We start from the raw sequence: 13,289 nt of genomic DNA on the forward strand, positions 1-13,289 counted from the left end.
GTGAAAGGCATAGCCATTTGAGAATTTTCAAGAGACGGCTCACAAGCGGGTGGACGGACCCAGTTTTCCAATAGCACGTTGAGCTAGCATCGCGCCATTGGCGGCGGGGATGGGCCCTCCGCCAATGGCGATGACTTCTTGTCGACCTAGAGGGACTTCGCGGACGGCGCCATGAGGAAAAAGACGAGACACAAACAGCAGCGAGATCGCAAAGGGCAAGCCTCGCAACGAGGGCCTTTTCTCGCCCGTCACCCCCTCAACGACGTGCCGTTTGCGCAGCGCCGCGAGTACACACAGGAAGTTGCGTCGAACGCCCGGAAGACGTTCGACGTTGTGTTGCCTCGGGTCTTGTCGCTCGTGAAGAAGGTTGATCCACTTCACGCACTTGCCCTGATCGCTACGCATGGACTGATGGCGTCCTTCGACACGAGAGCCGAGGACAAGGCGAAAGGATGGAAGCCGCGAATTCAGCAAAGCCACGTCGAATACCTTCAGAGCTTGTTTCTGAGGGGTCCTTGGCTTCGGGGCATGACGTTCCCGGAGCCGGGCGAGATTCAAAACCTACTGGATTGGCTTCCCGACTTGTTCAACGCCTCGCAGCAAATGCGTCACATCGTTCAGGAGGTCGCTGCGAATCAAGAGGCCGAGGGCGCGTCGAAGATCGCGGGAGTGCAGGAGCTTCTGCGCTCGCACACGTCGGCTGTCCGGAACTGGGGATACTTTGGGACGGTCACACGTATTTCGAAAGAGCTGTTCAAGCGCGTCAATGAACCGTTCAAACAGATTTACGGAATCTCGCTGACGAGCCTGATCACCGTGTTCGAGGGTCTGGTTCGGCGCCACGAAGAGAAGGTCAACGAGCACCGGAAACGATTGTTCGACATCTCGCGTGAGCCGACAGTGGACAGCATGGTCACGAGATTCTTCGCTGAGTTTGAACCCAAGGGCGAACTCGCAGACTTCCGGCGCGAGCTGACGGCGCCCGGTGTTGGGCGCCGAGAGGCAGCCATGAGGATCTGGATGGTGGCTGACCGGTTTCTAGCCAGCGGGCTCATCGTGAACATTGAGCAGCTTGCGTTGGAAACTGAGACGGAGGCCACGGCCCTGTGGATCATCTTCAATCAATTGAGTGTGGGGTTCGGTGATCTTTCCGATCTTAATCCCGAAGGGCTACTGCTAGAAAATCCGGTCTGGCTGAGGCCGATGATCTATCTGGATCGATCACAGTACTTCTGCCCCTTGCCGCAGACACTGCTGAGCTTCATCTTCCCGATCGTGGACGAACTGGTCGCCCCGCACTCCAAGCTCCAGCAAAAGTTGAGCCAGGCACGGGCAAACTTCCTGGAAGACGAGGTCAGCGAATTGTTCGCCAAGGCGCTGCCGGGCGCGACGATGCATCGGGGGTTCAAGTGGCGTGAGGTGGATCGTCAGTACGAGAACGATCTGGCCGTCCGATTCGATACGACTTTGCTGTTGATCGAGTGCAAGTCAGGCCGCGTTTCCTGGCCCGCGCTACGTGGCGCGCCGGTCCGGCTGGTGGAGCACGTGAAGACGCTGATCGTGGAACCGTCGGATCAGTCCGGTCGCCTCGCGGAGCGCCTGAAAGCCGACGTTGCACTGGTGGATGGGGGTCAGGTGCCCACGCTGGGGTTCCCGCTGGCGCTGGAAGGCATCACCTGTGTCCTAAGGCTGTCGGTGACGCTCCACGACTTTGCAACGCTGCAAAGCGTCCCGGTGTTGCTGGAGGGTGCCGGCGCGTTGCAGAACAAGTACCCGCTGGCGCCGTGCTTGTCGCTTGCGGATTTGGAGGTCATGCTCGACCTGTTGGATACCGCGTGCTTGCGGGTGCACTACTTGCGGCGCCGCGCTGAGATGCTGATGCGGTTGAACGCCATCGGCGATGAACTGGACATGCTCGGGCTGTACTTGGACACCTCGTTGAACCTGGGTTTCATCGACTTAGAGTCCAGCCAGCTTCTCACGGTGGGCTATTCAAAGAAGATCGATCGCTACTACACGGCACGGGACGAAGGGCTGATCATTCCCAAGCCCAGGCCGGCGGCTTCCGAGTGGATTCTCCGACTCTGCCGGCAGCTTCAAGAGCGTGGAAAGGAGGGATGGAGCGAGATCGCTTGTGGCCTCTTGTCCGTTCAACCCAAAGACCAGACGAACATGGAGCGCCAGCTGCGGGCGCTGGCCAAGAGGTTGCAGGAGGACAAGCCACTCAAAGGAGGTTTAGACTCCATCGCATTGATCCCCCCTGAGTGGATGAATCAGGCGGTTGCTTTCCAAGTCAAGAGGCGGGACCAGGCAGGATCCTATGGCCGCGATTCCGTGAATGTCGCGCAACAGGCCATGCAAATGGATCACGTCACTCGCTGTGTCGTCTTCGTCGTGGACGCCCTCGACCCGGAATTGAAGTACCTGAGCGCAGGCCTTCTCTATGCGCAGGAGCGACAGCCCGGGAAAGCCGTATTCTACTGACCACGATGGTACCGATCCAGACGAGGCTGATCGGCACCGGTACGCTGGCAAACGCCAAGCCGTACCCGGTGCATCGACCGGATTCATGCGATGGCCTCCCAGCAGTTTGACGTTGTCCTGACCCTCGAAGCTAGAAGCAACGTCTTCCTGGAGGTTGTGACCGACCACTTCGGGCTTGACGACGAGCAGGTGTTTGGGGTCATCCAGTCGTCGGTACGCGAGCTCAGGGCATTGCTTCGGACAAAAGGCGTCGAGTACCTCGATCTCAAGCCGGCGCTCGTTCCCAGTACGGATCGCCATGAGCGGGCGTTCCTGTTCGACTGGAAGGGCTTTCAAGACTCCTGGTACGGCGGCGTTGTCATCCATCAGCTCCTGACCGTGCTGGATACGCGCTCCAGCCGCAGCGTGCTCGTTGGCGACTGGACCAGCAACATCCATCCAAGGGCAATCTTGCGCGAATCCGATCTGCCGCTTATGCCACCGGCTGGCGGCATGCGCGGAGATGGGGTGCCGGCCACGCTCTATGTGGTCTACCTCAACAACCTCACGCCCTCGATGGTCGCGGCAATTGACGCCGCCTTCAGCCGCCTGCCGGCGTATGCGGGTTCAGTGGACATGACCTACACCTCGCTGTTCAAGGCCTTGCTTTCGACCATGCTGGTTCGGGACTTCATTCAGCACAGAAAAGTTGTCGTGACCTCAAATGCCGATGGTGACGACGATGCTGAAGATCAGCCGCTTGCGATGTACGACTTTGCGGGGCACGGGTTCCTCGCGCGAAGCATGCCGTCGACGATGTACGGAATGCTACTGTCGTACAAGATCGAGCGGCCGGTGCTCGAATTCGACGAACGTGATTCCAGATTCTCGTTAACCGCGATGACGACGACACCGCATGCGCTATCAAATTTCCGCGTGGTGCTGGAAGAGTCGAAACTCGGCTATCTGCGTAGGGACAAGTCCGGCTCGCTCAAGCGAGCCGACATGGTTCACTTGGACGCCGCACAGATCGCCGATCGCCTGCAGCAGAAACTGTCGGCGAACTACATCTACAACCTGGCTCGCTCAGCGCAAGGCACGTTGAAGTTCAATATGATTCTCGAAAGCGGCCGGTCAGCCCGCCATCTCCTGGCGTTGGAATACCAACTTGAGAGGCGTGAGCTGCGCGTGATTACGTTTTACTGACACCTGGTGTCACCAGATCGCGAAGTGAAAGCTCGACATCGGCCGTTCTGCCAGGAAACGGCACCGGGGTCTTGTCCTTCAGTTCGTCAAAGGCGAAAAAACCCTTCAAGTAGATCTTCAGCACCGAGCCGTTGCGGACTGGTCCTTCGGGTGTAGGCTCCTGCGTGGCCACTTCTGCCAGTTGGACCTTCGATTCGTCGTGTCTCTTTGATGCGGTCGAGAGGACGTTTCTCACGCAGTCCTCCACAATCAAGGCGAACTCATAGGACTCGAAGCGATCGACCCTGAACGGCTTCTGGTCAATGCGAATGCCCAGGTCGTAAGTGAGCTCGTGAATGAGCAAGGCGCCGGCTGGCTGCGGCAGCATGATGGGCACTTGCGGCTTGATCACGACAGGTGCCAGCGCATAGGTCGTGCATTCCACCCCGCCATTGATCGTGAAGCCCTCCTTCGTGGCAGCGTTTAGCGATCGCGCGGCCGTTAGTTCGATGAGCTGCTCGAGCGAGAGGCCTGGTTGCCGGGTTGTGGTGTCGAACGTCGGTGTGACGCTCTGCTGCGGACCGCCCCCCAGGTTCAGGTTGAGTTGGGCTGAGGCGGCCCCGAGTCGTGACGCCTTGATCACTTTCAAGTTTCCGATGGATGCCTGGTAGAACTGCAGGTAGAACTCGACGACCTGCCCCGGCGCACCCCAATCCGCATCGGTGAGATCCCGGACCTTGAACAGTTCGATGTGCTCCTGCGCTGCGGCCTTGACAGCCCCTTCCTGGAATCCGGACGCCGAAAAGATCACGCCGCGAGAGGCGCCAAGGTCGCGAACCGCGGTCGCCAGGGCATCGACGTGGAGCCGTGAAACGTTCTCCTTCCAATACTTGCACTCGACAATGATCAGGTGCTGGTACAGCCCCTCCGTGTGCCGTACCACGACATCAATTTGCCGCGGGGTGCCGGAATTTCCGGTGAGCGTGACGTTGTGTTCGACGGTGACTGCACCTGTGTCATGAAGCCTGGCCACGAGCCGTTCGAAGCCGCCCCAGTCGGTTACGAGTTGCGAAAGCAGTTGTGGCACGGTGATACGGCAGCTTTAAAGCTTGCCCCAGTGCTGTTCGTAGTCAGGGCCGCGAGATACGGGCTCGTGCAGTGGCCGGCGCACCAGCACGGGAAGCGGCATGGGCGACTCGACGCCGATCAGGATGGCTTCTCCCTGGCCCAAGGTCGGCAGAAAGGAAGCTGCGGAGGCGTCGAGGTTGCCGCAAGCCTTTTCGACAACGGCCCGATCCCGTTCGTTGATGAGCCGATGCACGATGAACATCCCCATCTGGCTCAGGACGTCTTCGGGAATGTCGCGCGGGCGCTGGGTCGCGAGCACGCACGTCAGGCCGTACTTGCGCCCCTCCTTGGCGATGAGACCAAAGGAGTCCAGCGACGCGCGGTTGTTCTCGTCGCCGATGGTCTTGTCCAAGAACTGATGAGCTTCATCCAACAGGACAACCAGAGGCATCTTCTTGAATCGACCGAGCCGCGCGCGTCCCAGCAGGTACCGGCCCACCGCGTTCGAGACCAGCTCGCGGGTGTTGTGCTCGAATGGCAGGTGTTCAAGGCTCACGCGGAGCAGATGGGAGTCATCGTTCAAGAAAAACTCATCACAGATTTCCGGCAGGGTGCGCAGCGTTCCCGGCTGAAAGACACAGGCCATGGACTCCGAATTGATTTCCGCCTCAATGCGCGAGATGAGGGAGGTGCAGTACGCTTGGTCGCCGGGGTGGGCACCGCCCCAATGGGTCGCGGCGCGCGCGTCGAATCCCGTCGGATAGACGCACTCCTCCCAGATTTGCTGCGGCAGCCGGGCAATGTCATACCTTGTGCCGAACCTCAGGAGAGCGGCCTCGTGCAACCTCATCGCCGCTTCGAAGTTCTGGCGTGCCGCCCCGGCCTTCTTCACCGCGCCCGCGGTGGCGATCGTGGGCGCCAAGGCGGCGAGTTTGAGACTGCGCAGCGCTTCCTTGAGCTTCGGCGCCTGTGCGCCCATGCTGGGACGGAACAGTACGAACAGGTCGGTTTCGGTGAGGTAGTAATAGGGGAACGAGATGAACTCGCGGACGTCGTCGGGGCCGGTGGCCTTGCCGCCCAGGTGCACGTGCTTGACCGGCCCGGTCTGCGAATGGAATTCCCCCGTCGCATCCAGAAGGATGGCCTTTCCTTCGAGCCGGATGATTTCCTCCATCAGCTTGGCCAGCGTCCAGCTCTTGCCACCCCCCGTGGCACCCAGCACGGCGCAGTGGCGGCCGAAGACACTGCTTGGACTCAACGACACCGACGTGTTTTGTGCATGTGGGAAGACGGCAAGCTGAATTTTCAGCGCCTCCGCACCGCCACCGGCTTCGACAGCCTGTTTGACCACCAAGGGATGCGCGGAATAGACGTGCTGGCCGATGCGAGGGTGCGCGGGCACCCCGTTCAAGGCCCGCCCGGTGGTCAGATCAATCGCCGTCAAAATCTGAACAACGCCTATGGGACTGGGCTCCCCGTCCGAGGCCGAAGTGGGCTCGACGGTCAAGCGGTCGCGCTCTGGCAGGCGGACTTCCATCAGCCGGCCCAGGACGGCGTGGTCCTCGCCCTCCACCACGACAAACTCGCCGACCTGGCCCGCTGGGACCGAGTAGCCGGCATAGTGACCACCCCCGGTTGCAGCGGCTTTGGGAAGGTTGACCTCCAGCGTCGTGGGCCGGACATGGCAGACGGACCCGATGTATCTGCTGAAGTCGAAGGGCGCGACCGCCATCCCGCTCATGACTTCTCCAGGTTGCGAACGCGTTCCAGATGCTTTTCCAGATCGGATTCGGCGACGATGTCGGGCATCAGCGCGACCGCATCCTCGAAAGTGCCATTGAGCAGGGAAAGCCTGGCGTCGCCCGCCGATATCAATGACTTGATGGTCACGAGGTGCGTGTTGGTGCTGGCCTCGCCGGCATAGTCCGTGCCGTCATCGCGCTTGCCTGGCGCCAGCAGCGGGCTGACGATGCACGCCTTCAGGGCGAGGTTCGTGCGGATGGCCGACAGGATGGGGCCGGCCAGGTGGTTGTCATTGAATCCGAAGCCGACTACGAGCAGCCCCGTGTTCGGGTCCCGCAACGCGGCCTGAAGCGCCGACATCATCTCGAGATAGGGTTGCGCGAACGCCAGTTCGTACTTGGTGCTGCGCGGATAGATCAGCAACGGGTTCACCGGTTTTGCGACTTTCCTGATCTCCGCGGACGATGCGTCCTGCTCCCAGTCAATGGAGCCGTGTAGCTTGTACAGGTGGAAGACACTCTGGATGAAGTCGCTCGAGTCGGTTTCACGGTCGCGCCTGACGATGTCGTAGCTGAAGTAAACGGCATCGAAGGTGGGAGGCTGGGTCTGGGAAAATCCATCGACGATCACGTATCGCCCCTGCCGGCCCGCTTCCTCGAAGCACCTGTCGTAGTTGGTCGTGAACAGCTTTGTCCGCGAGCGGCGGTTGGAGCGTCTGGCCGCGCGGCGCAGAAATTCCAAGTGAGCGGGAACCGTTTGGCCGGGCTTGATGAAATCCACGGCGGCATAGATCAAGGTCTCGGCTGATTGGACAAAGCCCGTCACCAGATCCTTGTCCGCCCCATCCAGGAAGTCCTGGGCGATCTTGCAACGCGAAAGCAGTGCTTCAAGGTTCGTGTCGTTGTCTGGCTGCCGTACCAGACCCAGCAAGCGGACAAAAGTGCCGGCCCCGACGTAAGGCGCGCTGACACGCTGCCAGAGTTCCCACATCGTCGGGGCTAGGGTCTTTCCCGCGGCATCCTTGAGGCAGAGCGAGGTGCCGAGTCCTGCTAGGACTACCAGGTTGTTGCAGCGAAAAACGTCAGACAGCACGTGGCGTGCTTCCGCATCCGCCGGGTCGGGTTTATCGCCAGCCGGTGGCGCGGCCTTGAGCCATTTGGTGCCCGTCGCGGACGTCAGTATCTGCATAGCCCCCTCCTTGCTCATCATTGTGCATCCGGCGGCGCCCGGGGCATTTCAACTCGTCAGGTTCGTCGCGAACCCGCCCACACCTGGGTGCCGGTGTAGGTGTACAAAACCACAGGTGACGTAGGATGTGCGGCATTCACTTCAAACGTTGCATCGCGCCGCACGCACGTCTCCATGTCCAATACGTACTTGGTAGTTCCATACTCCGAGAAAGACCGGGTGAAAGCCCTGGGCGCGCGTTGGGACACCGGCGCCCGGCAGTGGTATGTACCAGCCGGCCTCGAAATCTCGATCTTTAGGGATTGGCTGCCCGCAGCCGATGATCGCGCGCAAAACTCGATGGATCTGACTCCCGCATATGGCAGCCAGGCGATCGGCCAACCGCGAGGCGTCAGCCTGTCGCAGCTGCTGGCGGGCGTTTCGAAAGCTGTCGCGGATTCGTTTGACCAAGGCGTGTGGACTCGCGCAGAAGTTCTTCGAGTGCAGGCCAGGGACGGCAATGTATACCTCGAGTTGAGCGAACGGGATTCGGAAGGCCGGGTGCTCGCGAAAGCGCCTGCCGCGATATGGGCCCGCACGGCGGGCAGAATCCTTCCTGACTTCGAGCGCGCGACCGGCGCTCACTTGGCGGCCGGAATCAAGCTGCTCGTCCTAGCCAAGCCGGTCTTCCGTGCCCAGTTCGGTTTCTCGTTGGAAGTGACGGGAGTTGACCCTTCATACACCGTCGGCGATCTCGAAGCCCAAAAGCGCAGGATCAGGGAACGGTTGCAAGGCGAGGGGCTGTTCGATCGAAACAAGCGCCTCCCGGCTCCATGGGACTTTACTTCTGTCCTCGTGGTGTCGCCCGAAGCCGCAGCAGGCCTCGGCGACTTCGCGAAAGAGGCGGGCCGGCTGCAAGAGGCGGGTGTTTGCGCGTTTACCTACGTCCACAGCCGCTTTCAGGGTCCAGGCGCGGTGAGCGAGATTTTGGCTGCCCTGAGGGAGGCAACGGACGCGGCGGGGGCCGAAGCCTTCGATGCCGTGATCATCATTCGCGGCGGTGGGCCCGTGAACGACCTTGCCTGGCTGAACGACTATGCACTCGCGAAGTTCGTGTGTGCCTGCCGCGTGCCGGTGCTAACCGGCATCGGGCACGAGCGTGACAGCACGCTGCTCGACGAGGTCGCGCACAAGAGCTTCGACACGCCCAGCAAGGTGATCGCTGGCATTGAGGCGCACATTGCGGGACGGGTTCGACAGGCCGGGGAAGCATTTGACCGGGTGCTGGCGGAATCGTTGCGCGTGATTGAGAAAGTTCGGATGCGCACCGGTAAGCTGGATTCGGAAGTCCGCGAGTCAGCACGGAACACCGTCGATGTGGCTCGGCGAACGTCGGAACGGGACGTCGGAGACCTGCGCGTGGAAGCCATGCGGCAGCTCCACGAGGCTTCCATGGCGAATCGGGAACTGATTCGTGAGGTGCAGGTGTCGGCACGTCAGCATGTCCGGCAGGCGAGGCAGCAGACACCGGCTGCCATGAGCAGCGTTCGTGAGCTCGCGATGGCGCGCGTCCGTGCTGTCCGGTCCCTGGTGGAATCTGGCTTCCCGGCGCTGCTGGCCCAAGTGAACGGAGCAGTCCATCGCGGCAGTCAAGAGTTCCGTCACGTGACGCGGGTGTTGATGGAGCGCGCCGAGCAAGCCATTGCAAGGGCGCAAGCAGGTACAAGGTCGTTGATGCGTGAGATTGCCTCTCAAGGACCGGAAAAAACCTTGTCGCGCGGCTTCGCGATCGTATCGACTTTGGACGGCAAGACGGTGACCAGCGCAGGAGCGACTGGGCGGACTGGCGACGTCAAGGTGCGGTTCGGCGATGGAACGGTGCCGATGACCGTGAAACAGAGTAATCCAAGGGAGAAAATCAATGGCGGAGAATAAGTCGTTTCGCGAGGCATTCGCCGTGCTGCAGGGGCATGCCGAAACCTTGCGCCAGCAAACTGAACCCAATATCGATGATCTACTGGAGATCGTGGTCGAGTCCGTTGAAGCGTACAAGGTGTGCAAGACGCGTATCGATGCGGTCGAAAAAGCGCTTCAACAGGCGCTGACGGACGTCGGCGTGGAGGGAGGCGCTCGTCAAGCGGAGGAGCCGCAGGAGCGAAACCCCGCCGCGACGGGGAGCTCCGCCCCGGAGCGTTCTGCGCGGAGCGCGCCGGCGCAGAGGCCCCCAAAGACCGGGTTCGACGACATGGATGACGACATACCGTTCTAATACACTCCGGTGCCGGTTCACGGTTCGGGTAAGACTACGGATACATCCCCCGATACGGTCAAGACTCGAGAGAGTAGGGGCCGCGAGTCCCGCATTGCGTCGACGATGGCTTGTGAATTAGCCCCTAAAAGTCGGCTGGAATATGCAGACGCCAGTTGGCGTCGTAGCGCGTGTCACCCATGTTGTGCGCGATGTAGAAGTCGTACTCCCGCGGCAACATGCGGATCGAGTCCAGCAGTGAGCTCTCGATTTCTGCGCGTTGCAGGTAGAGACCGATGGCCTGGTGGTAGGGATAGGCAAAGCCCAATCGGTCCAGCGTCGTGAGCAGCTTGTCGATCGACAGGCGATCCTTCGCAAGTTCGTAGGCCCGGGCGACCTTCAGCGGACCGCCGGCATATTCAGGCTTGACGGTGATGTCGATGAGCGTGCGCTCCAGGTTTGTCGCGCGCACCTGTGCTTCCGGCCCGCTCGCACCGGGGATCGTTGTAGTCTCGACACCCAGGTGTCCGGTAGCCGCGCCGTTGAGCAGGTAGACCTGCAGGCCTTCATGGGCGACCCAGTTGTTGGAGGTTCGGGCGGGCTTGCGAAATGCACCGTCAATGGCCTCCTGAGTGAAGGGCCCGGCTGTCATGGAGCCCGTAATGCGTTCTTCCGTGAGGTAGATGGCCTCTGGCCGGCTGCCAGCCAGGCCGTGGAGCTGCATCGCCGTGTGATGGCTGAAATGGAGATCTTTTTTCAGGCCCATCAGCACGGCTAGTAGCGGCACATCACCCCAGCCGTAGCACCAAGCCGTTCGCTGGGGAAAGGGGAAGTCGTAGACCCTGAGTTTTGAATGCTTAGCCAGAAATTCAACGAACTGATCAATCGCTGTGTTTTTGGCGAGGCGCCAGGAGCCGCGTTGCTCCGTAAGGATGTCCTGGATATCCTTCGTGCTGAAGACGTGACGTGGCAGCGCGTCGAAGTGGCGGACGATGTCTGCCTTGGCGATGTGCAACCGGGAGCGATTCATTTCACGCTTGGCTTGACTCTGCAGTTGTGCGTACTGGCCGAGTCGGCGGCCGCAACTATTGTGGTACGCGGCACATGTGCCGCGTACCATAGCACATCGAACTGACGCTCAGGCGCAACAAAAAGGTCAATCTTTAGTTGTAATTTAGGTCCTTGCCTGCTAAGCTGAAGCATATATGCTTCAGCTTAGCAGGCAAGGAGCCGACTTTGCGACAGTTAAGGCAATCTATTAGACTGCGAAGCGCATGCGCTTCGCAGTGATTTTATTTTGACCTCGAGGGCCTCTCGTGAGAACGCCAATCCTGGTATTTGCGCCATGGCTGGTTTGGCGCTAAAATGACCGCAAGACGAATCCGATAGCGAGTGAAACACGGACGTGCTGCCCTAACGGGTCTTGCGGACAGCAAGGGTAACAGAGGCTCGCGAGGTTGCTGTGAGGCAACCGAGAAAAGGCGCTAAGGCGCCTTTTTCTTTTGGGGCTTTGGTTTCTTTTGCTTTGGCGCGAACAGGCCGGTGATCTGGCCGGCCAGCGACCCAAAGCGCCAGGATTGGGAATTCGTCCCCACCACCAGAGGCGTCAAGTACGCGCTCTGCACAAACATCCGCAGCGCGGGTGCTTCCGGCGTACCGTCCCGCTTCAGGTCAAAGAACACCGAATACGGCTCGTGTTGCTCGGCGACCGCGATGTGGGCGACGTAGGTGTAGTTGTTGTTCTTGGCACGGTAGATCTTCCCCTTTAGCAGAGCGGCCATCACAGCCGGCAATTGCAGGCTGCATTGGAATCGGGTGACATCGAACGCCCGAAGCTCGCCCGCGTGGGTGTAGCGGTGGTGGTCCAGGTGCTTCGCGTCGTCAAAGGCCTCTGTGAAGCAATGGCTGCTGTAGCTGCCATGTAGGGGAACCGTCACGGTGCCGGCCGCGTTCAGGCTGGCCAGCAATGAAAAGGGCGCCAGGTGGCCGAAGGTGTAGACGACGCCTTCAAAATGTTTTTGCGCAAAACTCACACGCAATCATCGCAGACCGTGTGAAGGTTCCGCGGCCGCCTCAGTCATCCATGTCCCTTGATGGCCTGAAGCTGGCTGGTCGCGATGCCCGGGGCAGCCGAATGCCGTAGCACTCAAACTACGATTGGCAAAAGGGCGCACCGGGCCATCACGCGACGGCAGGAAGGTATGCTTGCACCGCATGGAGCACGAAGATCAACAGGTAAGAGTTCATCTCGTTCACGGAACATGGGCCACCGGACTGCTCAAGCCCCGGAATGCTTGGTTTGAGCAGGGCTCGGAAACCTACGAACGCCTTCGACGTCAACTACCGCAAAGCGCTCAGATCGAGTCGTTCTTGTGGTCTGGCCGAAACACAGTTGCTTCTCGGGCTGAGGCAGGGCAGGCATTTAGCAGACATTTGCAGCAGTCAGTGGCACGACATCCTGATAGCACGCACGTTGTCGTGGCCCATAGCCATGGCGGCACTGTCGCCGTTGAGGCTCTTTCGAATCTCGATGACCAACAGTGGCCGCGCACCAACGTGAAGGCGCTTGTCTGTCTCGCCACTCCCTTTGTCTACTTGACTAGACCCTCGCTGACCCAACATCAAACCGCCTTCCTGGCGATGACTTCATTGCTGTACGCGGTCTATTGGTCCGCATTGCTAGCAGCTTTTCCATTTATCCCTGCGGCTCTCTCACCGGCTGGCTTTGCCGCAGTATTGGCCATCAAAGGATTGATCGCATACATGGCTGTGGTTGTATTGGCTCTCGCTGTCAGCATGAGAAGTGCCTCTCAGGTTATGCAGATGCCGCCGACCAGCGTTCCCATCTACTTGTTGCGCGCGACGCGAGACGAAGCATCTTTGTCGCTTGGCCTCATGCAGGCTTTCGGTTGGCTCTCGGCCGCGTTTGCCCGTTACAACGATGTGTCACAAGGCACCGTGCGCAGGCCACTAACGTGGGTCGCATACGCTCTTGTCTACTCGGCATGTCTTGCCGTCGGTCTGTGGTTTTCTCAACTTGTCGGCGTTCGGATGCATGCGAATTGGCCGGGCGATGTCTTGGCTGTTTTGGGCTTATTCATCTATGCTCCGGCGGCAGCTGGCCTCGTGTACTTCGCCGGATACGGGCTGCTCGCATTGGCTGTCGGCCACACGAGAATTCACACGTGGTTGACGACCGCTATGGAGGTTGACGCGGCTCCACCCAACGTGTTTTGTCAAATGAAGATTTATGCGGCATTCAATGTCTCACCAAAGGGAGGTCTTCGCCACGGCCTCTATGAACGCGAAGATGTAGTCGAAGACATTGGGAAGATTGTGTTGAGTGTCGCGGGCTCGCACGGAACTTCGCCTGAGCCGCTCACTGCTACTTCGCATCCAGCGCCCCGCGTCTGAT

Annotated in this window: 10 protein-coding genes; 5 read left to right on the top strand and 5 right to left on the bottom strand. The window is 60.2% G+C overall.

All coding sequences use genetic code 11. The annotated features are described in order from the left end of the window. The first annotated feature begins 171 nt into the window (after positions 1–171). On the top strand, positions 172–2,484 hold the full coding sequence (locus tag HNE04_RS19530) for a hypothetical protein (protein ID WP_172222867.1): 2,313 nt from the start codon (positions 172–174) through the stop codon (positions 2,482–2,484). A gap of 90 nt (positions 2,485–2,574) precedes the next feature. Continuing rightward, a complete protein-coding gene (locus HNE04_RS19535) occupies positions 2,575–3,669 on the top strand; it encodes a hypothetical protein (protein ID WP_172222869.1) in 1,095 nt (364 codons plus the stop codon). Here HNE04_RS19535 and HNE04_RS19540 read toward each other — a convergent pair. Genes HNE04_RS19540 through HNE04_RS19550 form a run of 3 tightly spaced genes read right to left on the bottom strand, consistent with a single transcriptional unit; the run spans position 3,656 to position 7,647 of the window. Further along, on the bottom strand, positions 3,656–4,735 hold the full coding sequence (locus HNE04_RS19540; RefSeq protein ID WP_172222871.1) for a restriction endonuclease: 1,080 nt from the start codon (positions 4,733–4,735) through the stop codon (positions 3,656–3,658). The genes HNE04_RS19535 and HNE04_RS19540 overlap by 14 nt on opposite strands. Positions 4,736–4,750: 15 nt before the next feature. Then, a complete protein-coding gene (locus HNE04_RS19545) occupies positions 4,751–6,457 on the bottom strand; it encodes an ATP-binding protein (protein ID WP_172222873.1) in 1,707 nt (568 codons plus the stop codon). Next, positions 6,454–7,647 (bottom strand): SIR2 family protein, encoded by a 1,194-nt coding sequence (locus HNE04_RS19550; RefSeq protein WP_172222875.1) that lies wholly within the window; start codon positions 7,645–7,647, stop codon positions 6,454–6,456. The genes HNE04_RS19545 and HNE04_RS19550 overlap by 4 nt, the downstream gene beginning before the upstream one ends. Before the next feature lie 174 nt (positions 7,648–7,821). Between HNE04_RS19550 and xseA the strand changes: the two genes are divergently transcribed. Both xseA and xseB read left to right on the top strand, forming a co-directional pair. Next, positions 7,822–9,561: an exodeoxyribonuclease VII large subunit gene (gene xseA / locus HNE04_RS19555; RefSeq protein ID WP_268904923.1), complete on the top strand. Its 1,740-nt coding sequence runs from the start codon at positions 7,822–7,824 to the stop codon at positions 9,559–9,561. Beyond that, positions 9,548–9,895 carry an exodeoxyribonuclease VII small subunit gene (xseB, locus tag HNE04_RS28150; RefSeq protein ID WP_235965195.1) on the top strand — a complete coding sequence of 116 codons (348 nt, stop codon included), beginning with the start codon at positions 9,548–9,550 and terminating at the stop codon, positions 9,893–9,895. The genes xseA and xseB overlap by 14 nt, the downstream gene beginning before the upstream one ends. 124 nt (positions 9,896–10,019) lie before the next feature. Here the strand turns inward: xseB and HNE04_RS19570 are convergent, their stop codons facing one another. Both HNE04_RS19570 and HNE04_RS19575 read right to left on the bottom strand, forming a co-directional pair. Beyond that, complete coding sequence (locus HNE04_RS19570) at positions 10,020–10,904, bottom strand: hypothetical protein (protein ID WP_172222880.1); 885 nt, start codon at positions 10,902–10,904, stop codon at positions 10,020–10,022. Between the two features lie 454 nt (positions 10,905–11,358). Continuing rightward, positions 11,359–11,907: a hypothetical protein gene (locus HNE04_RS19575; RefSeq protein ID WP_172222881.1), complete on the bottom strand. Its 549-nt coding sequence runs from the start codon at positions 11,905–11,907 to the stop codon at positions 11,359–11,361. A 181-nt stretch (positions 11,908–12,088) separates the two neighbouring features. Between HNE04_RS19575 and HNE04_RS19580 the strand changes: the two genes are divergently transcribed. Further along, positions 12,089–13,288, top strand: a complete 1,200-nt coding sequence (locus HNE04_RS19580; protein ID WP_172222884.1) for an esterase/lipase family protein — start codon at positions 12,089–12,091, stop codon at positions 13,286–13,288. The last annotated feature ends 1 nt before the right edge of the window (position 13,289 follow it).

Source organism: Caenimonas soli, from assembly GCF_013155545.1.
In the GTDB taxonomy this organism is placed as follows: Bacteria; Pseudomonadota; Gammaproteobacteria; order Burkholderiales; family Burkholderiaceae_C; genus Ramlibacter; species Ramlibacter soli.

What these genes read in the sequence shown, in the direction of transcription:
- xseB (WP_235965195.1), top strand. Translation starts at nt 9,548, where the DNA reads ATGGCGGAGAATAAGTCGTTTCGCGAGGCATTCGCCGTGCTGCAGGGG.
- HNE04_RS19550 (WP_172222875.1), bottom strand. Translation starts at nt 7,647, where the DNA reads ATGCAGATACTGACGTCCGCGACGGGCACCAAATGGCTCAAGGCCGCG.
- HNE04_RS19535 (WP_172222869.1), top strand. Translation starts at nt 2,575, where the DNA reads ATGGCCTCCCAGCAGTTTGACGTTGTCCTGACCCTCGAAGCTAGAAGC.
- xseA (WP_268904923.1), top strand. Translation starts at nt 7,822, where the DNA reads ATGTCCAATACGTACTTGGTAGTTCCATACTCCGAGAAAGACCGGGTG.
- HNE04_RS19570 (WP_172222880.1), bottom strand. Translation starts at nt 10,904, where the DNA reads ATGAATCGCTCCCGGTTGCACATCGCCAAGGCAGACATCGTCCGCCAC.
- HNE04_RS19545 (WP_172222873.1), bottom strand. Translation starts at nt 6,457, where the DNA reads ATGAGCGGGATGGCGGTCGCGCCCTTCGACTTCAGCAGATACATCGGG.
- HNE04_RS19530 (WP_172222867.1), top strand. Translation starts at nt 172, where the DNA reads ATGAGGAAAAAGACGAGACACAAACAGCAGCGAGATCGCAAAGGGCAA.
- HNE04_RS19580 (WP_172222884.1), top strand. Translation starts at nt 12,089, where the DNA reads ATGGAGCACGAAGATCAACAGGTAAGAGTTCATCTCGTTCACGGAACA.